Raw genomic sequence first — 17,313 nt, 5'->3', positions numbered from 1 at the left:
GGCAGACCGTGCCGCCTCGTCGCGGAAACCCAGTGGACGATGCGGAGCGTGACACAGTCGTCACCGCAGGTGGAGATCTGGTGACGGCGTGGGGCACGACCGCTCCCCGCGGTCGTGCCCCACGCGCTCAGCTCACGGTGACCGCTGCGGTGTCGTTCGCCGGCTCGTCGTCGGGCCGGGGGTAGGCGTACGGCACGGTGACCGAGCCGGGGGCGCCGAGCGGGCCGTCGACCCGCAGGTCGAAGTCGACGAGGTAGCTGGCGCCGGCCGGGAAGACGCCGTCCGGCACGGTGCAGTACCAGGAGACCGGCGCGTCCGGGTCCTCCTCGTCCCCGGCGCTGGAGCAGCGCTCCCCATTCGTCACCACCGTCCCGGCGGGCGGGGTAAAGACGAAGCGGCCGCCGCTGTCACCGGAGACGGTGCCGTCCGGCACCCCGGGCCCGTCGTTGCGCAGGCCCACACGGACCCGGACCGTCTCGCCCGGCGCCCCGGAGACGGACGCACCGACCGCGACCACGTCGAACGCGCCCCGGACGGCCCGGAGGTAGTACTGGCCGGACTCGGACTGCTGGTCGGTGCCGAGGACGTCGACCGGGCCGCCGACCGGGCGCAGCCGCAGCGCCGCGTCGGCCGGGCGGTGCCGCAGTTTCACGCCCTCGGGGAGCGGGCCGGCGGTGGCCTCGGGTGCCACGGTCTGGATGATCCGCTTGTCACCGATCGCGGCCGGGCCGACGGTGGCGGGGAAGCCGCCGGGCACCTCGTAGCGCCGGCCCGGCATCAACTCCCGGCCGAAGTGGCAGACCACGATCGTGCTGAGCTGGCCGCCGGTGCCGTAGCGGCAGTTGCGGTAGGCCGTCGGCTCCAGGCCGACCGGGAAGCGGAACGTCGCCCTCAGCCCGGTCACCGGCCGGTCTCCGATGCTGATCAGGGTCACCGGCACGGCGAGCCGGTCGCCGGTGCCGGCGCCGCCGACGTACGCGTCGACGAGATCGGCGGTGGCCGGCCCGGTGCGCACCGTGACGGTCGCCTGCTGGGCCTCGCCGTCGAGGCCGTCGGCCAGTGCCGTCCAGCCGATGGTGCCGGCGACGCCGTCGCTGGCGTCGGCCACCGCGCGCAGCACGATCGGCACCGTGCCGTTGACGCCGCCGAACTCGTCGGTGGTGGCGTCGGGGGGCATCGGGCAGGTCACCGTCGCTCCCGCGCGGTCGCACCAGGCCGGGAACGTGGCGGTGGCGACGCCGCCCAGGCCGCTCAGGTCGACGGTGACGCGCGGGTGGACCGCGTCGGCGTCGCTGCTGAGCGAGAGGGCCGCGGTGCGGGCGGGTGCGGTCGGACCGCCGACGGTGGTGTCGCCGAGCCAGCCGCCGACCCAGCCGGGGCCGGGGTCGGCGGCGGCCGGTGCGGGCAGTGCCGCGATCAGACCCAGGGCGGCGAGCGCCGCCGCGCCGGCCGAAACGCGCAGACGTCTCATCGAGCTCCTTGCGGAAGGGGAGCCGACCCGAGTGGCCGGCGAGGGAGATCCTATGAGGAGCGTGTGACGTCGGTGAGCCCGCTCAGCACCTCGTCCACGCGCCTGGTGATCTGGTAGGCGACCTCGGGCAGGTCGGCCAGGTCGAGGCGGTCGGCCCGCAGTGCGAACTGGGCGTGCAGTTCGCGGGCCACCGCGTCGCGGATCCGGATCTGGAGTGGGCTGAGGCCGTCGGGGTCGCCCACCACGTATGCGTCGTCCATCCGCCCATGATGGCGGACGTGCGTCCTTGCCGTTTCATCGACGTGTGTCTATGGTTAACTGAAAGCGCTTTCTCACCCATCGTACGCACGCTCGAAAGGTGAAACCGGATGAGACGCAAAGTCGCCACGCGGTGGCTGGCCGGCGGCGCCACCGTGGTCGCGGGTGCCGTGGTCGCGCTGGCGTTGCAGATGCCCAGTGCCTCGGCCGCCACGAACCTGAGCCTCGGCGCCGGCGCCGACGGCTCCAGCAAGGCCAGCGGTACCAGCTACGGCAACGTCATCGACGGCAACGCCGGCACCTACTGGTCGCCGAGCGGCTCGACCGGCACGATCTCGGTCAAGTGGGGCAGCGCCACCACGGTGTCCTCGGCCGTCATCGTGCCGGCCTCGGGCGGCGGCTCGATCAGCGGCTGGCAGCTCAAGAACTTCGACACCGGCTCCGTCCTGGCCAGCGGCGGCAGCGCCCCGAGCACCATCACCTTCTCCTCGACGTCGCTGAAGAAGATCTCCTTCGTCATCACCAGCGCGTCCGGCACCCCGCGGATCGCCGAGTTCGAGACGTACTCCGGCGGCGGGTCGACCCCGACCAGTGGCCCCACCGGCGGCCCGACGTCCGGCCCGACCGGCAACCCGGGCACGCCGACCGGTGCGTGGCCGTCGTCGGCCGGCTCGGTGAACATCTCCAGCACGGTCAACGTCTCCGGAACCTTCGACGGCGGGATGAAGACCTACTGCTGCATGGGTGACGGTGGGCAGGGTGAGTCGCAGGACCCGATCTTCAAGGTCGCCAACGGTGGCACGCTGCAGAACGTCATCCTCGGTTCGCCCGCCGGTGACGGCGTGCACTGCGAGGGCACCTGCACGCTCCGCAACGTGTGGTGGAACGACATCGGTGAGGACGCCGCCACCTTCAAGCAGACCAACGGCGGCACCTCCTACGTCATCGGTGGCGGCGCGCGCAGCGGCAGCGACAAGACCTTCCAGCACAACGGCAACGGCACGGTCAACATCTCCGGCTTCTACCTCAAGGGGACCGGCAAGCTGTACCGCGCCTGCGGCAACTGCTCCACCTCGTACACCCGCCACGTGCGCATCGACAACGTCCTCGTCGACGACATCGACATGCTCGCCGGCATCAACAGCAACTGGAACGACACCGCGACGATCACTCGCGTGGTCGTGGTCGGCTCGGCCGTTATCTGCGGCAAGTACAAGGGTGTGGCCAAGGGCAGTGAACCGAGCTATCTCGGTGAGGGTTGGAACGACGCCAACTGCAAGGTCAACAGAAGCGACGTCATCTTCCGGTAGTCGGGTTCACCGAAGGGGCACCCACCGCCCGGTGGGTGCCCCTTCGACGGCTGAGGTTCACCCGCCGAACCAGCCGGGGACGTCGAGGTGGAAAACGTCGGCCGGGACCATCCGGCGCAGGTCGTCCTCGATGGCCGCGACCCGGTCGGCGCCGAGCGTGGCCGCCCAACTGTCGCGTAACTCGTCGAAGACGATCGCGGAGCGGCGCAGCCCGTCGTGGCCCCGGGCGGTCATCCGGACCAGCTTGCGGCGCGCGTCGACGGGGTCGTCCACGCGTTCCAGGTAGCCGAGCGCGACCAGCCGGTCCACCGTCTTCCCGGCGGCCTGCTTCGAGACGCCGAGGCGTTGCCCGAGGTCGGAGGCGGTGGTGCCGGCCGGGCCCACCGCCTGGAGGACGAAGCCGTGCGCGGGGCGCAGCTCGGCGTGACCCTGCCGGGCCAGCTCGGCGTGCAGGTCGTCGATGAGCGTGCGGAAGCCGGCCAGCAGCAGCAGCGGCAGCGCGAAGCCGGGGCGGTCAGGCGTTGCCATCTTCGACAACCACGTTTACTATTTGGTCAACCACGTTGACTATCTTACGAGAGGGGACGCGAGATGTCCCGCTTCACCGCGTACGACCTGCAGACCGCGCCCGCCGCCGCGCGGCCCGTCATGGCCGGCGTCCACCGCAAGCTGGGTCACCTGCCCGCCGCGGTCGGTCTGATGGCCGGTTCACCCGAGCTGCTCAAGGGCTTCCTCGCCGCGAACGCCGCCTTCGAGGCCACCGACCTCGACCCGGTCGCCCGGGAGGTGGTCGTGCTGACCGTGGCCACCCGCAACGGGTGCCACCTCTGCGTGGCCATGCACACCGCGACGCTCACCCGCGACGGCGCCGCTCCCGAACTGATCGACGCGCTGCGGGCCGGCGAGTCGTTGCCCGAGCCCCGGCTGGAGGCGCTGCGCCGGTTCACCGTCGCCGTCCTCGACCACCGGGGCGCGGTCCCCGACCCCGAGATGGACGCGCTCCTCGCCGCCGGCTGGCAGCCGCGGCACGCGCTCGACGTGGTGCTCGGCGTCGGCACGTACACCATCTCCACGTTCGCGAACCGGCTCACCGCCGCGCCGCTCGAGAAACCCCTCCAGGAGTACGCCTGGACGCCGGCTTCCTGAGCCGGGCCTCAGCGCAGGAACGGCAGCAGCAGGGCGGCGAGCTTCGCCGGCTGCTCCTCGAAGAGCCAGTGGCCGCAGTCCTCGACCACCGCACCGGTCACCGAGTCGGCATAGCGGCGGACCTGCTCCGCCACCTGCCCGCCCAGGCTGGCCTGCGCGCCGACGGCGAGCACCGGCATCGGCAGCTTCGTGCCGCGGTACGCCACGTTGTCCGCGACGTCCCGCCCGAACGCCCGGAAATAGCCGAAGCTGGCCCGCAGGTGCGCCTCGTCGCGCAGGTGGCCCGCGTACTCCTCGATGTCGTCCGGAGTCAGGCTGCCCTTGTTCACCATGATCGAGTCGGTGAACCGGTCGACCCAGAGCGCCTCCCGGCCGGCGACGAGCTGCTCGGGCAGGCCGTTCGGGACGTTGAAGAAACCGAAGTTCCACACCGCCGGGCCAGCTTCGGTCAGCGCGGGGATCGCGTAGATGCTCTCGTCGGGAATCGGCGCCTCGCTGAGCACCAGCCGGGCGACGGAGTCGGGATGGGCCGCGGCGTAGGCGTACGCGACCATGGTGCCGAGGTCGTGGCCGACCAGCCGGATCTCCTCGGCCAGGCCGAGGCCGGTCAGCAGCCGGTGCAGGTCGGCGGCGACCGTCCTCTTGTCGTACCCGTCGGGCGGGGCGTCGCTGTCGCCGAAGCCGCGCAGGTCCGGGGCGATCACCTCGTACGACCGGGCCAGCTCCGGCAGCAGATGCCGCCACATCCGCCAGCACTGGGGATACCCGTGCAGCAGCACCAGAGCGGGCCCCCGGCCACCTCGGACATAGTTGATCTCCACGTCGCCCGCCGCGGCCCGGTGCTCGGTGAACCCCGCCGGCACCCGCTCGTCACCCATGCGGCCGACTACCCGGCCGCCGGGGTGTTAAGCGGGGCCCCCGCCTCTACCGAATGCGTTAACAAGGGGCCCCGCCTTGCACCTCAGGGGGGTGGGGGAGGATGGGGGTATGGCGCGTGGGTTCCCGTACGACGATCTGAAGGACTTCCTCGCGGCCCTGGAGCGCGCGGGCGAGCTGCGCCGGGTCGGCGTCCCGGTCGACCCCACGCTGGAGATGAGCGAGGTGGTCACCCGCACGGTCCGCGCCGGCGGCCCGGCCCTGCTCTTCGAGCGGCCCACCCGGGGCGAGATGCCGGTCGCGGTCAACCTGTTCGGCACCGAGAAGCGGATGGCCATGGCGCTCGGCGTCGAGCGGCTCGACGAGATCGGCGAGCGGATCGGCGAGATGCTCAAGCCGGAGCTGCCGCAGGGCTTCGCCGGCATGATGGGCGGGCTCGGCAAGGTCATGCAACTCAAGTCCATGCCGCCGAAGAAGGTGCGGACCGCCCCCTGCCAGCAGGTGGTCTACCGAGGTGACGACGTCGACCTGAACCGGCTGCCCGGGCTCCAGGTCTGGCCGGGCGACGGCGGGATCTTCCACAACTTCGGGCTGACCCACACCAAGCACCCGGAGACCGGCAAGCGCAACCTCGGCCTCTACCGGCTCCAGCAGCACGGCCGCAACACGCTCGGCATGCACTGGCAGATCCACAAGAACTCCACCGCGCACCACGCGGTCGCCGAGCGGCTCGGCCAGCGGCTGCCGGTGGCGGTCGCCATCGGCGCCGACCCGGCGGTCGCGTACGCCGCCAGCGCGCCGCTCCCCGCCGACATCGACGAATACCTGTTCGCCGGCTTCCTGCGCGGCGAGCGGGTCGAGATGGTCGACTGCCTGACCGTCCCGTTGCAGGTGCCGGCGCACGCCCAGGTCGTGCTGGAGGGCTACCTGGAGCCGGGTGAGCGGCTGCCCGAGGGGCCGTTCGGTGACCACACCGGCTTCTACACACCGGTCGAGCCGTTCCCGGTGCTGCACATCGAGGCCATGACCACCCAGCGGGACCCGGTCTACCACTCGATCGTCACGTCCCAGCCGCCGCAGGAGGACCACGGCCTCGGCAAGGCCACCGAGCGGATCTTCGCGCCGCTGCTGCGGTTCCTGATCCCGGACATCGTCGACTACGACCTGCCCGCCGCCGGCGTCTTCCACAACTGCGCCATCGTGTCGATCCGCAAGCGCTACCCGAAGCACGCGCAGAAGGTGATGAACGCGATCTGGGGCGCGCACATGATGTCGCTGACCAAGCTGATCGTGATCGTCGACGAGGACTGCGACGTGCACGACTACAACGAGGTCGCGTTCCGCGCCTTCGGCAACGTCGACTACGCCCGCGACCTGCTCCTCACCGAAGGCCCGGTGGACCACCTGGACCACGCCTCGTACCAGCAGTTCTGGGGCGGCAAGGCCGGCGTGGACGCCACCCGCAAGCTGCCCACCGAGGGTTACACCCGAGGCTGGCCGGAGGAGATGCGGATGTCTCCCGAGGTGGTCTCCCTGGTCGACAAGCGCTGGCAGGAGTACGGAATCCGATGACCGCGGTGGCGGAGCGACCCGGCCGGGTCACGTCCTTCCTCAAGCTCGTCGCGATCGAGCACTCGGTGTTCGCGCTGCCGTTCGCGTACCTGTCGGCGTTGACCGCCATGCAGGTGAACGGCGGGCGGGTGCGCTGGGGCGACCTGCTGCTGATCACCGTGGCGATGGTCGGCGCGCGGACGTTCGCGATGGCCGCCAACCGGATCCTGGACCGGCGGATCGACGCCCGGAATCCGCGTACCGCGAACCGGGAACTGGTCACCGGGGCGGTGAGCGTGCGTACGGCCTGGACCGGCGCGGCCGTCGCGCTGGTGGTCTTCCTGGCCGCCGCCGCCCTGCTCAACCCGCTCTGCCTGGCGCTCGCCCCGCTGGCCGTGGTGCCGCTGGTGGTCTACCCGTACGGCAAGCGGTTCACCGACTGGCCGCACGCCATCCTCGCGGTCGCCCAGGCGGTCGGCCCGGTCGGCGCCTGGCTGGCGGTCACCGGCACGTTCGCCGGTTCCGGCCCGGCGTGGCTGCTCGGCGCCGCGGTCGGCCTCTGGATCGGCGGCTTCGACCTGATCTACGCCTGTCAGGACTCGGAGATCGACCGGGAGATCGGCGTGCGCAGCGTCCCGGCCCGCTACGGCCGGCGCTTCGCGCTGCACGCCTCCACGGCCGCGCACGTGGTGACGTTCGCGCTGTTCATCTGGTTCGGCGCGCTGGTCGGCTTCGGTTGGCTCTGGTGGATCGGGCTGGTGCTCACCGCTGTCGCCTTCGCCTACCAGCACGTGGTGGTCAGCCCCACCGACCTGAGCAAGGTCAACCGGGCGTTCTTCACCGCCAACGGGTTCGTCGGCATCGCGTTGTTCCTGCTCGCCCTGCTCGACCTGGTGGTCCGGCTCGGGCTGCGGCCCTAGACCGGTCGGCCCGCCGAGCCCGCCGGCCGGTCAGGGCGTCGCGGCGGCCGGGTAGCGGGCGCTCTCCAGCGTCCAGTCGACAGTGCCGCGGACCGCGGCGGCCACCCCGTCGAGGTGGGCGGTGACCGCCTCGTCCAGCGCCGGGCCGAACGACGGCACCGCCGCGCGCAGCGCCATGAAGCGGCTCATCTCGGCCCGCCAGTGCCCGGCCACCAGGTCCACCGCGGCCGGCAGCGGCACGCCCCGCTCACCGGCCACCGCGAGCACCAGGTTGTGCCCGCCGCCGGTGACCAGGTCGCGTTCCAGCGACGCGATGTCGTTGAACCAGGAGAGCAGGTCGTTGGCGAGGTCGGCGTGGCGGCGCAGCGCCGGGTGGTGGTAGACCGCGTCGGGCAGCGGCCGGCCGGCGGCGAACTCGATCAGCGGGTACGACACGTACGCCGCCGAGGTGGCCCGGCGCAGCCGCACGTACTCGGCGACGCCGGGCGGCCGGCCGGCCGAGGTGGCGGCCGCCTCCCGGGCCACGCCGTCCAGGTGGTCGGCGACGGCGTCGGCGAAACGCAGCCGCCAGCGGGCCGGCATCCGCCGGCGCGGCTCCCGCCACGCCTGCACCAGCAGCCGGCGCAGCGGGCCGGAGAAGCCGGTGTGGCGGGCCCGAGGGCCGTCGCGGAGCAGCGCCAGCGCGCCGTCGCGCAGCGCGCGGATCTGCGCCGGGGTCAGCCGGTCCGGGCCGTCACAGGCGTCGTCGACCAGGAAGAACCAGGTGAACAGCGCGGCCAGCACCCGCAGGTCGGGTTCGGTGGCGTCCGGGTAGAGCCGGCCGGCGTACCGGGCGAAGCCGGCCCGGGCCAGCCGGCTGCGCGTCGCCGGATCCAGCGGCAGGCCGAGCCGGTCGAGCCGGCCGACCAGCCAGGCCTGCGCCTCGTCGGCGTACGGGGAGAGCCGGGGCGGGACGGGACAGTCGGAGCGCAGCTCCCGCAGCACCGCAGCCGTCATCACCGGGCCCTTCCGTGGAGGGGGATCGCCGGACAGAAGAATCCCATGTCGCGGGAAGCCCCGTCGACCCGTCGGACATTTGGCCTGGCAGGCTTGACGTATGCGCGAACCATGGGTGGTCGGCGTCTCCGGCGCTTCCGGGACCCCGTACGCGGCGGCGGTCGTCCGGGGCCTGCTCGACGCCGGCCAGGCGGTGGACCTGATCGTCTCCCGGGCGGCCCGGCTGACCGTCCTCGACGAGACCGGCCGGCCCTTCCGGGACGCGCACTGGGCCGACGACCTGGCCGCCTGGCTCGACCGGGACCTGGCCGGGGCGGACCTGCGGCACTGGCCCGCCGGTGACCTGGCGGCCGGCCCGAGCAGCGGCTCCTACCCGGTACGCGGCATGGCGGTCGTGCCGGCCAGCACCGCGGCCTGCGCCGGCATCGCCATCGGACTCTCCAAGGACCTGCTGCAACGCGCCGCCGAGGTGAACCTGAAGGAACGCCGGCCGGTCGTGGTGGTGCCCCGGGAGACCCCGGTGACGCGCAGCCACCTGGAGCACCTCATCGCCCTGCACGACGCCGGCGCGGTGGTCCTGCCCGCCAGCCCGGGCTTCTACGGTGCCGGGGCGACGGCCTCCGCCCCGCAGTTGGTCGACTTCGTGGCCGGCAAGGTGCTCGACGCGCTCGGCGTCCCGCACACGCTGTTCCGACGCTGGTCAGGTGAGCTGGCCGCAGCCCGCCGGGACGCCGAACCGGCCGGACCGGACGGCTCGTGACCGGCCGGGGCGCGACCCGACCCACCGGCCGGACCGCGCCCCGCTCGCGTCAGTACATGCCGGCGTTCGCCGGGCCGGGGCCGGTCGAGGCGGTCGGGCCCATGTTGCGTGCCTTGCCCATGTCCTCCGCCTCGTCCAGCATGCCCTCCCCCTCAAGCAGGGCCCGCACCTCGGATTCCCGAAACCGGCGATGCCCGCCTGGAGTCCGGATGCTGCCGATCCGGCCGGCCGCTGCCCATCTGGTCACGGTCTTCGGGTCAACCCGAAACAGCGCAGCGACCTCACCCGGTGTCAGCAGGCGATCTCCAGTGTCCACAGCCCCCTCCTCGCGTCGACGAAGCCCCCGGCTGAACACACTGCCCCCGGCCGGTGCGAGCCCAGAGCCGTCATGAGGGACGTATGGCAATTACAGCACCAGCGATCGGGCGTGTCCGCCAAACGCGAAAAACGCACACAGTGGGAAAGTTAGTAAATGGTACCGGCGTAGAACCCCCGTGACCGCGCGTTTGTGAATGGCGACGTGACGTCATGTTCAACGGGTGCCGACCACGCCCGGTCACGCCCAAACCGATAGGGTCACTCTCCGTGGACACGATCGACCTGAGCCTCGTGGAGCTGCTGCGCGGAAACGCCCGCCTGTCCTACGCCGAGCTGGCCCGGCAGGTCGGCCTCTCCGCGCCGGCCGTGCACGAGCGGGTCGGCAAGCTGGAGTCCGGTGGGGTGATCCGCGCCTACCGGGCCGAGGTCGAACCGGAGGCCGTCGGGCTCGGGGTCACCGCCCTGATCGGCATCGTGGAGAACTCCGACGCGGACACCGACGACGTGCTGGAGGCGTTCCGCCAGATCCCCGAGATCGAGTCCTGCTATTTCATGGCCGGCGTCGAGTCGTTCCTGCTCAAGGCGCGGGTGGGCACCATCGCCGAGCTGGAGCAGCTGATCGTGCGGCTGAACCGCACCCCGGGGGTGGCCTCCACCCGCACCGGCATCGCCCTGTCGACCAAGTGGGAGAACCGCCCCCAGCCGCTCGAACTTCCGACCGCCTGACCCTGGCCGCCGACGGTGCGGGCGGTTAGCGTGCCCCGATGACGACCTCGGGGCGGGGTGCCGCCGTGGTGACCGGGGCGGCCGGCGGACTGGGCCGCGCGCTCGCCGCCGCGCTGCACGCCGACGGGTGGCGGGTGCTGCTGACCGACGTCGACGCCGCGGCGGCGGCCGACGCCGCCGGGCCGCTGGGCGGCTGGTCCCGGCCCCTCGACGTACGCGACGACGCCGCCTGCGCCGCGGTGGCCGCCGAGGCGGCCGGCGCGCCGGGCGGGCTCGGGCTCTGGGTGAACAACGCCGGCATCCTGGTCACCGGCCCCTCCTGGGGGCACGACGCGCCGACCCGCCGCCGGGTGGTGGAGGTCAACGCGCTCGGCGCGATGAACGGCACGCTCGCCGCCGTGGCGGTCATGCGGGAGCAGGGCCGGGGGCACGTGCTCAACGTCGTCTCGCTGGCCGGGCTGATCGCGGCGCCCGGCGAGACCGTCTACGCCGCCAGCAAGCACGCCCTGCTGGCGTTCAGCCTCGGCACCCTGACCGACCTGCGGATGGCCGGCGTCCGAGGCGTACACGTGTCGTGCCTGTGCCCGGACGGGATCTGGACGCCGATGCTGCACGACAAGCTCGACGACCCCGGCGCGCTGGCCTCCTTCACCGGGTCGCTGCTCACGCCGGAGCGGGTCGCCGCCCGGGCGGTACGGCTGGCCCGCCGACCCCGCCCGGTGGTCAGCCTGCCGCGCTGGCGCGGCGCGCAGGTGCGGCTGCTCGACGCGTACCCCCGCCTCGCCCTGGCCCTGACCCCGGTGGTGCGCGCCGCCGGTCGGGCCGGGCAGCGCCGGCAGGCGCGCCGGGTCCGGCCGGACGCGAGCCCACCTCGCTTGTAACGTTGCCGGCGTGACTCATCTCGACCGGTGTGACGAGGCCGGCCGGCGCTGGCTGACCGAGGCGATCGCCACGGTCGAGGCGGACGCCAACCGCTCCGCCGACACCCACCTGCTGCCCTTCCCGCTGCCCCGGGCGTGGGGGATCGACCTCTACCTCAAGGACGAGTCGGTGCACCCGACCGGCTCGCTCAAGCACCGGCTGGCCCGGTCGCTGTTCCTCTACGGGCTGTGCAACGGCTGGATCGGCCGCGACACCACTGTCGTCGAGGCGTCGTCCGGGTCGACGGCGGTCAGCGAGGCCTACTTCGCCCGGATGCTCGGGCTGCCGTTCATCGCGGTCATGCCCGCCTCCACCTCACCGGAGAAGATCGCCCAGATCGAGTTCCAGGGCGGGCGCTGCCACCTCGTCGAGGACCCGGCCAAGGTGGTGATCGAGGCGCGCTGGTTGGCCGAGGACACCGGCGGCCACTACATGGACCAGTTCACCTACGCCGAGCGGGCCACCGACTGGCGGGGCAACAACAACATCGCCGAGTCGATCTACGCCCAGCTCGCGCTGGAACGGCACCCGGTGCCCGCCTGGGTGGTGGTGGGCGCCGGCACCGGCGGCACCAGCGCCACCATCGGCCGGTACGCCCGCTACCGCCGGCTGCCCACCAAGCTGTGCGTGGTGGACCCGGAGAACTCCGCGTTCTATCCGGCCTGGCAGGCCGGCGACTGGTCGGTCCGCACCGACCGTGGCTCCCGCATCGAGGGCATCGGCCGGCCCGGCGTCGAGCCGTCCTTCCTGCCCAGCGTGGTGGACCGGATGGTCCAGGTGCCGGACGCCGCGTCGCTGGCCGCGATGCGGGCCGGCTCGGCCGTGCTCGGCCGCCGGGTGGGCGGCTCCACCGGCACCAACCTCTGGGGCGCGTTCGGCCTGATCGCGGAGATGCGCGCCGCCGGCCGCACCGGTTCGGTGGTCACGCTCATCTGCGACCCGGGCGACCGCTACGCCGACACCTACTATTCGGACGAATGGGTGGCCGCGCAGGGCCTCGACCTCGCCCCGCACCGCGCCGCCGTCGACCGCTTCCTGACCGACGGCGCCTGGCCGGGCTGAGCGCTCAACGGGGGTCGGCCCGCTCGGCGAGACCCGGGTACCGCACCACGAAGCCGTCCGGGTCGACCTGAAGCTCGGCGCTGAAGGTGCCGCTGGCGAAGCGGACCCGGCCCGGGCCGAGCGAGGTGTAGACCTGCTCGGACGGCACCACGGTCAGGCCCGGCAGCAGCACCCAGGCGACCGTCACGCTGGTGGCGAGGTCGGCCGGGAGCCGGCCCAGCCCGATCCGGCGGATCGGCAGCGTGTTGGTCAGCGGGGAGCCGCCCAGATCGACGTCGAGCGCCTCGGCCAGCCGCTCCGGGTCGTCCGTGCCGGGCAGGCCCGCCGGTGGGTGCCCGGCCGCACGCAGCGCCGCGTCCAGGTCACCCTCCTCACCGGTACGCACGCGCCACCCGTCCCGGCCCCGCTCCAGGCGTACGCTCCGCGCCCAGCCGGCGCCGTCCGCCTCCACCTCCAACCGGTTCGTCGACCAGTCCCGCGCGATGGTCAGCCGGTACCGGCAGGTGTAGGGGATCGGGTCGACCGCCAGCGCCACGCCCTGCGCGGTCAGCCCCTCGCGGTCGTCGAGCACCACGTGCTCGGAGCCGGCGGTGTCGGTCCTGGTCCAGAAGAGCGACTTCGGCATGGACCGGACGTTACGCGAGCCGGCGGCCACCGGCAGCGAATGCGCGAACGCCGCCGTCGAGCGGGTGCTCGACGGCGGCGTTCGTCCAGATGTTCCCCGGCAGCCCCGGATCAGTGGGTACGGGCCGGCGGGCGCCCGCCGAAACCGCGCCGGTCGTCGCGCGGCCGGTCGTCCCGGCCCCGCCCCTCGGAGCGGAACCCGCCCCGGCGCTCCGCCGGACGGAAGTCGCCCCGGTCGCCGAACCGCCGGTCGCCCCGGCCGTCCCGGTCGCCGAAGCGGCGCTCGCCCTGACCGTCCCGGTCGGTGAACCCGCGCTCGCCCCGGTCGTCGCGGTCGCCGAAGCGCCGCTCGCCCTGGCCGTCGCGGTCGCCGAAGCGCCGCTCGCCGTGCGGGCGGTCGTCGGGCCGGCGCTCGCCGAAGCCGCGCCCGCCGGTCGGCCGGTCGTCCTGTCGCCGGGCGTCCCGGTCGTAGCCGCGCTCGCCCGCCGGGCGGTTCCGGTCGAACGACCGGTCGCCACCGGGCCGGCCGTGCTCCGCGCGCTCGCCGAAACGCCTGTCACCGGCCGGGCGCCCGCCGAACCGGTCACCCCGGTCGTCGGAGCGACGCTCGCCGAAGCGCCTGTCGTCGCGGGCCTCGGGCCGCTCGAAGCGACGCTCGCCGCCGAACCGGTCGCCGTGGCCGCGCTCCCCGGTGGGCCGGTCGCCGAAGCGCCGCTCGCCCGCCGGACGGTCGCCGTAGCCGCCGCGCTCGCCGGTCGGGCGGTCGCGGTAGCCGCCGCGCTCGCCGGTGGGCCGGTCGCGGAAGCCGCCGCGCTCGCCGGTGGGCCGGTCGCGGAAGCCGCCGCGCTCGCCGGTCGGCCGGTCGCGGAAGCTCCGCTCGCCGCGGCCGTCGAAGCTCCGGCCACCACGGTCGAAGCCGCGGCCGTCCCGGTCGCCGAAGCGGCGCGGACCGCCACGGCGTTGCTCCGGCTCCTCGCGGACCGGCACGCCGCTCGGCTCGCGCGCGCCGGTCAGCTCGGTCAGCGCCTCGTCGCCGGCGCGGACCCGCGCCTGGGACGGCTCGACGCCCGCCTTCTCCAGCATGGCCAGCGTGGTCCGGCGCTGCTTCGGCAGGACCAGCGTCGCCACCGCACCCGACTCGCCGGCCCGGGCGGTGCGGCCGGCCCGGTGCAGATAGTCCTTCGGGTCCTTCGGCGGGTCCACGTGCAGCACCAGCGAGACCCCGTCGACGTGGATGCCGCGGGCCGCCACGTCGGTGGCGACCAGCACGTTCATCCGTCCCTCGCGGAACTCGGCAAGCGTCTTGGTGCGCATCCGCTGGGTCTTGCCGCCGTGCAGGCCACCGGCCCGGACGCCGACGGCGGTGAGCTGCTCGACCAGCCGGTCGACGCCGAGCTGCGTACGGGCGAACACCATGGTGCGGCCGTCCCGGGCGGCGATGGACGCGGTGACCGCGAACTTGTCGTGCGGCGGGATCAGCAGCAGGTGGTGGTCCATGGTGGACACGGCGGCCGTCGCCGGCGCGGTCGAGTGGGTGACCGGGTCGGTCATGAACCGCTTGACCAACGTGTCGACGTCGTTGTCCAGAGTGGCCGAGAAGAGCAGTCGCTGGGCGTCCGCCGGCGTCTTCGCCAGCAGCTCGGTGACCTCGGGCAGGAAGCCCATGTCGGCCATCTGGTCGGCCTCGTCCAGCACGGTGACCTCGACGTCGTCGAGCCGGCAGACGCCACGCGCGATGAGGTCGCCGAGCCGCCCCGGGGTGGCCACCACGATCTCCACGCCCCGGCGCAGCGCGTCGATCTGCCGGTCGTACGGCACGCCGCCGACCGCGGTCTTCAGGAAGATGCCGACCGACTTGCCGAGCGGCACCAGCGCGTCGTTGACCTGCATGGCCAGCTCACGGGTGGGAACCAGGATCAGGGCGCGGGGGTGCAGCGGCCGGGCCCGGTTGCGGTCGGCCAACCGGCCGATCACCGGGAGGCCGAAGGCGAGCGTCTTGCCCGAGCCGGTCTGGCCCCGGCCGAGCACGTCACGGCCGGCGAGCGCGTCCGGCACGGTGGCCCGCTGGATCTCGAACGGAGTGGTGATGCCCTGCCGGGTGAGCGCCTCGACCAGCGGCCGGGGCAGGCCGAGCGAGGCGAAGTCGGTGGTGTCGATGGTCGGGTCGACGGTGTCGGTGGTCGGGTCGACGGACGGGGACGTGCCGGAGGCAGCGAAGGTGGTCAAGAAATGCCTTTCGAGCGGGGCGCATCTTCGCGATGGCCCGCCGCGGCACCGTTACGCCGTCGAATCGCCCGCAAGATCGCCCAAGGGCGCGCAGTCGGCGCGCCGGGTCAGTGATCCCGACAAGTGTACGGCGATCCGCCGACACGGCCACCGCACCGCGCGGCCGTAGTGGGCGGGCTCACCCCGTCAGCCCGCTCAACGCGTCGTTGGCCAGGAAGACCACGAGCAGACTGATGGCGATCAACACCGTCAGCGCGACACCCAGCACGATGATGACCTTGGTGTTGCTGGCCCGGGCGGTCGGGGCGTCCTCGGACCAGCCCTGGGCCAGGATGTGACCGGTCAGCGAACCGGAGTTCTCCGTCGGGCTGCCCTGCGGGAACGAGACGGTGGCGAAGCCGGGGCCCTCGGTGCCGCCGTACGCGGTTCCGGCCAGGTCCTGACCGCCGGGCTGCGGGCGTACCGGACGGGTGGCCTCGGCGCCCCGGGCCGGAGTGGCCGGCGGCGGCCAGGTCGGCAGCGCCGGCGCCGGCACCACCGCCGGCGCGGGCGTGGCCGGCGGCTGGGGAGCGTACGTGCCGGCCCAGGCCGGCGGCGCCCCGGTGGCGCCGGACATCGCGGGCGGCGGCGGGAACGGCGGCGCGGGCATCGGACCCGGCGGCGCGGGCGGCGGGGGCACCAGCGGTCCCGGTGGCGGCGCGGGCGGCCCGGGCACCGGCGGGATCGGCCCGGGCGGGTTCGGCCCGGGTGCCGGGGACGGCGTGGGCAGCGGCGGGCTGGGCACCGGTGGGGTCGGGCGGAGCGGCGGCTCCGGCTCGGGAACGGGCGGGGCGGGCGACGGGGGCGTCGGACCGGGGACCGGGGTCGGTGCCGGCTCGGGCTCGGGACCGTGCGGGGTCGGCGGCTGCGCCGGCTCCGGTGGTTGGGCGGGCTCCGGCGGCTCCGGGTTGACCGGGCCGGCCCGGTAGACCTTCGCGGCGGCGGGAGCGGCTGCCACCGAGACCGCGACCTCGTCGGCGGACACCCGGCTCAGGCCCGGCACCGACGCGCTGGCCCGGGCCGCGGGCTCGGTGCGCGGCGTGGTGGTGGCCCGCCCGGCGAACCTGTCGTCCCGGGCGGCCTCGCCTGCCGACGGATCATCCGGCGCCCGCTGCGCGGGCACCTGGGCGGACCCGGAGATCCGCGGCGTCGGCGCGACGACGGCCGAGCCGTCGCCGGTCGCGGCCTCCCCGGCGCCGCCGGGGGTGGTGGCCGGCGGGTCGGCGGCGTCGCCGGTGGACGCGGAGGCGAGGGCCGGCGGGGCGGACGTCGGCGCGGCGAGGCCTGACCCCGCGGTGCTCGGGCCGGCCGTGCTCGGAGTGGTCGCGCTCGGGCCGGCGGGGTTCGGGTCGGTCGCGCTCGGCGTGGCCGAACTCGGCGTGGCGAGGCTCGGAACGGCGGGGTTCGGGGTGGCCGGACTCGATGTGGCCGGGGCCGATCCGGCGGTGTCCGGTCCGGCGGTGTCCGATCCGGCGGTGCCCGGTCCGGCGGTGCCCGGTCCGGCGGTGCCCGGTCCGGCGGTGCCCGGTCCGGCCGTGTCCGGTCCGGCCGTGTCCGGTCCGGCGGTGCCCGGGACGGCCGGTGCCGAGGCGGGCGTCGGGAGGGCGGCGTCGTGGGTGGGGCGGGCCGCCGGGTCGTCGGCGCCCCGGGCGGCGGAGGGCGTCTCCGGGGCGGCGGCCGGCGCGGGGTCGGGCGTCGGACCGGCGGCCGGGACGGCGTCGTGCGGCGGGCGGTCGGTGTCCTCGGCCGGGGCCGGGCGCTCGGCAGCCGCGAACGCAGACCAGCTGGACGGCGGAACGGTCGCTCCGGGGCGGCGTCGGTCGAGCGGCGGTGCGGTCTCCGCCGGAGCGCCCGCCCGGTAGGTGGTGGCGGTGGCCGGCGGCCCGGGGCGTTCCCCGCCCGCCGGCGGCGGCACGGCCGAACCGGCCACGCTGACCCGGGCCCGCGCCCGGGCCACGGCCACCGGCGCCGCCGGGCGCTCGTCGGCGTCACCGGCGGGGTCGGACGTGGATCCCGGGTGGACCGTCTCCGCCGGAACCTCGTGCTCGCCCATCTCGCCCTCCGCACCCACGCTCGCCCCCGACCGTGGCGCCGGCCGGAAGTGCCTGG

17 protein-coding genes are annotated in these 17,313 nt (G+C 74.4%); 8 read left to right on the top strand and 9 right to left on the bottom strand.

Annotation, left to right across the window (positions count from 1 at the left end; all coding sequences use genetic code 11):
- Window positions 1–127: 127 nt before the first annotated feature.
- Both GA0070213_RS14415 and GA0070213_RS14410 read right to left on the bottom strand, forming a co-directional pair.
- Entirely contained in the window at window positions 128–1,471 is a 1,344-nt protein-coding gene (locus GA0070213_RS14415) for a hypothetical protein (RefSeq protein ID WP_091062938.1), read from the bottom strand.
- A 50-nt stretch (window positions 1,472–1,521) separates the two neighbouring features.
- Window positions 1,522–1,731 (bottom strand): hypothetical protein, encoded by a 210-nt coding sequence (locus GA0070213_RS14410; protein WP_091062936.1) that lies wholly within the window; start codon window positions 1,729–1,731, stop codon window positions 1,522–1,524.
- Between the two features lie 108 nt (window positions 1,732–1,839).
- Between GA0070213_RS14410 and GA0070213_RS14405 the strand changes: the two genes are divergently transcribed.
- Window positions 1,840–3,039: a pectate lyase gene (locus GA0070213_RS14405; RefSeq protein WP_091062934.1), complete on the top strand. Its 1,200-nt coding sequence runs from the start codon at window positions 1,840–1,842 to the stop codon at window positions 3,037–3,039.
- Between the two features lie 57 nt (window positions 3,040–3,096).
- On the opposite strand, the gene GA0070213_RS14400 is transcribed toward GA0070213_RS14405, so the two are convergent.
- Window positions 3,097–3,567 carry a MarR family winged helix-turn-helix transcriptional regulator gene (locus tag GA0070213_RS14400; protein ID WP_091062932.1) on the bottom strand — a complete coding sequence of 157 codons (471 nt, stop codon included), beginning with the start codon at window positions 3,565–3,567 and terminating at the stop codon, window positions 3,097–3,099.
- 63 nt (window positions 3,568–3,630) lie between these two features.
- On the opposite strand from GA0070213_RS14400, the gene GA0070213_RS14395 reads away from it, so the two are divergent.
- On the top strand, window positions 3,631–4,185 hold the full coding sequence (locus GA0070213_RS14395; RefSeq protein ID WP_091062931.1) for a carboxymuconolactone decarboxylase family protein: 555 nt from the start codon (window positions 3,631–3,633) through the stop codon (window positions 4,183–4,185).
- A gap of 8 nt (window positions 4,186–4,193) precedes the next feature.
- Here the strand turns inward: GA0070213_RS14395 and GA0070213_RS14390 are convergent, their stop codons facing one another.
- Window positions 4,194–5,063 (bottom strand): alpha/beta fold hydrolase, encoded by an 870-nt coding sequence (locus tag GA0070213_RS14390; protein ID WP_091062929.1) that lies wholly within the window; start codon window positions 5,061–5,063, stop codon window positions 4,194–4,196.
- 109 nt (window positions 5,064–5,172) lie between these two features.
- Between GA0070213_RS14390 and GA0070213_RS14385 the strand changes: the two genes are divergently transcribed.
- Window positions 5,173–6,633, top strand: coding sequence for a menaquinone biosynthesis decarboxylase (locus GA0070213_RS14385; protein ID WP_091062927.1), 1,461 nt, complete (start codon window positions 5,173–5,175; stop codon window positions 6,631–6,633).
- The gene (mqnP, locus tag GA0070213_RS14380; RefSeq protein WP_091062925.1) at window positions 6,630–7,532 is read left to right on the top strand and encodes a menaquinone biosynthesis prenyltransferase MqnP; all 903 of its coding nucleotides are present in this window, start codon (window positions 6,630–6,632) and stop codon (window positions 7,530–7,532) included. The genes GA0070213_RS14385 and mqnP overlap by 4 nt, the downstream gene beginning before the upstream one ends.
- A 30-nt stretch (window positions 7,533–7,562) precedes the next feature.
- Here mqnP and GA0070213_RS14375 read toward each other — a convergent pair whose 3' ends face one another.
- Window positions 7,563–8,528 carry a terpene synthase family protein gene (locus GA0070213_RS14375; protein ID WP_091062923.1) on the bottom strand — a complete coding sequence of 322 codons (966 nt, stop codon included), beginning with the start codon at window positions 8,526–8,528 and terminating at the stop codon, window positions 7,563–7,565.
- Between the two features lie 100 nt (window positions 8,529–8,628).
- Between GA0070213_RS14375 and GA0070213_RS14370 the strand changes: the two genes are divergently transcribed.
- A complete protein-coding gene (locus GA0070213_RS14370; protein WP_091062921.1) occupies window positions 8,629–9,288 on the top strand; it encodes a UbiX family flavin prenyltransferase in 660 nt (219 codons plus the stop codon).
- Window positions 9,289–9,337: 49 nt separating this feature from the next.
- On the opposite strand, the gene GA0070213_RS14365 is transcribed toward GA0070213_RS14370, so the two are convergent.
- Complete coding sequence (locus GA0070213_RS14365; protein WP_013473529.1) at window positions 9,338–9,604, bottom strand: BldC family transcriptional regulator; 267 nt, start codon at window positions 9,602–9,604, stop codon at window positions 9,338–9,340.
- Window positions 9,605–9,873: 269 nt separating this feature from the next.
- On the opposite strand from GA0070213_RS14365, the gene GA0070213_RS14360 reads away from it, so the two are divergent.
- Genes GA0070213_RS14360 through cds1 form a run of 3 tightly spaced genes read left to right on the top strand, consistent with a single transcriptional unit; the run spans window position 9,874 to window position 12,315 of the window.
- A complete protein-coding gene (locus tag GA0070213_RS14360) occupies window positions 9,874–10,332 on the top strand; it encodes an Lrp/AsnC family transcriptional regulator (protein WP_091062919.1) in 459 nt (152 codons plus the stop codon).
- A 38-nt stretch (window positions 10,333–10,370) separates the two neighbouring features.
- Entirely contained in the window at window positions 10,371–11,213 is an 843-nt protein-coding gene (locus tag GA0070213_RS14355) for an SDR family NAD(P)-dependent oxidoreductase (protein ID WP_091062917.1), read from the top strand.
- A 10-nt stretch (window positions 11,214–11,223) separates the two neighbouring features.
- A complete protein-coding gene (cds1, locus tag GA0070213_RS14350) occupies window positions 11,224–12,315 on the top strand; it encodes an L-cysteine desulfhydrase Cds1 (protein WP_091062916.1) in 1,092 nt (363 codons plus the stop codon).
- A gap of 4 nt (window positions 12,316–12,319) precedes the next feature.
- On the opposite strand, the gene GA0070213_RS14345 is transcribed toward cds1, so the two are convergent.
- The 3 genes from GA0070213_RS14345 to GA0070213_RS32195 form a co-directional block, all read right to left on the bottom strand.
- Window positions 12,320–12,940, bottom strand: a complete 621-nt coding sequence (locus GA0070213_RS14345) for a putative glycolipid-binding domain-containing protein (RefSeq protein WP_091063226.1) — start codon at window positions 12,938–12,940, stop codon at window positions 12,320–12,322.
- Window positions 12,941–13,050: 110 nt separating this feature from the next.
- On the bottom strand, window positions 13,051–15,165 hold the full coding sequence (locus GA0070213_RS14340) for a DEAD/DEAH box helicase (protein WP_091062913.1): 2,115 nt from the start codon (window positions 15,163–15,165) through the stop codon (window positions 13,051–13,053).
- A gap of 178 nt (window positions 15,166–15,343) precedes the next feature.
- Complete coding sequence (locus GA0070213_RS32195) at window positions 15,344–17,257, bottom strand: hypothetical protein (RefSeq protein WP_245716386.1); 1,914 nt, start codon at window positions 17,255–17,257, stop codon at window positions 15,344–15,346.
- Between the last annotated feature and the right edge of the window lie 56 nt (window positions 17,258–17,313).

Source organism: Micromonospora humi (genome assembly GCF_900090105.1).
GTDB lineage: Bacteria > Actinomycetota > Actinomycetes > Mycobacteriales > Micromonosporaceae > Micromonospora > Micromonospora humi.
The sequence above is the reverse complement of the archived record's forward strand: the minus strand, read 5'-3'. Positions and strand labels throughout refer to the sequence as shown.

Coding starts and splice junctions, on each gene's coding strand:
- GA0070213_RS32195 (WP_245716386.1), bottom strand. CDS start 17,257: ATGGGCGAGCACGAGGTTCCGGCGGAGACGGTCCACCCGGGATCCACG.
- GA0070213_RS14390 (WP_091062929.1), bottom strand. CDS start 5,063: ATGGGTGACGAGCGGGTGCCGGCGGGGTTCACCGAGCACCGGGCCGCG.
- GA0070213_RS14355 (WP_091062917.1), top strand. CDS start 10,371: ATGACGACCTCGGGGCGGGGTGCCGCCGTGGTGACCGGGGCGGCCGGC.
- GA0070213_RS14385 (WP_091062927.1), top strand. CDS start 5,173: ATGGCGCGTGGGTTCCCGTACGACGATCTGAAGGACTTCCTCGCGGCC.
- GA0070213_RS14410 (WP_091062936.1), bottom strand. CDS start 1,731: ATGGACGACGCATACGTGGTGGGCGACCCCGACGGCCTCAGCCCACTC.
- GA0070213_RS14375 (WP_091062923.1), bottom strand. CDS start 8,528: ATGACGGCTGCGGTGCTGCGGGAGCTGCGCTCCGACTGTCCCGTCCCG.
- GA0070213_RS14370 (WP_091062921.1), top strand. CDS start 8,629: ATGCGCGAACCATGGGTGGTCGGCGTCTCCGGCGCTTCCGGGACCCCG.
- GA0070213_RS14415 (WP_091062938.1), bottom strand. CDS start 1,471: ATGAGACGTCTGCGCGTTTCGGCCGGCGCGGCGGCGCTCGCCGCCCTG.
- mqnP (WP_091062925.1), top strand. CDS start 6,630: ATGACCGCGGTGGCGGAGCGACCCGGCCGGGTCACGTCCTTCCTCAAG.
- GA0070213_RS14345 (WP_091063226.1), bottom strand. CDS start 12,940: ATGCCGAAGTCGCTCTTCTGGACCAGGACCGACACCGCCGGCTCCGAG.
- GA0070213_RS14405 (WP_091062934.1), top strand. CDS start 1,840: ATGAGACGCAAAGTCGCCACGCGGTGGCTGGCCGGCGGCGCCACCGTG.
- GA0070213_RS14400 (WP_091062932.1), bottom strand. CDS start 3,567: ATGGCAACGCCTGACCGCCCCGGCTTCGCGCTGCCGCTGCTGCTGCTG.
- GA0070213_RS14395 (WP_091062931.1), top strand. CDS start 3,631: ATGTCCCGCTTCACCGCGTACGACCTGCAGACCGCGCCCGCCGCCGCG.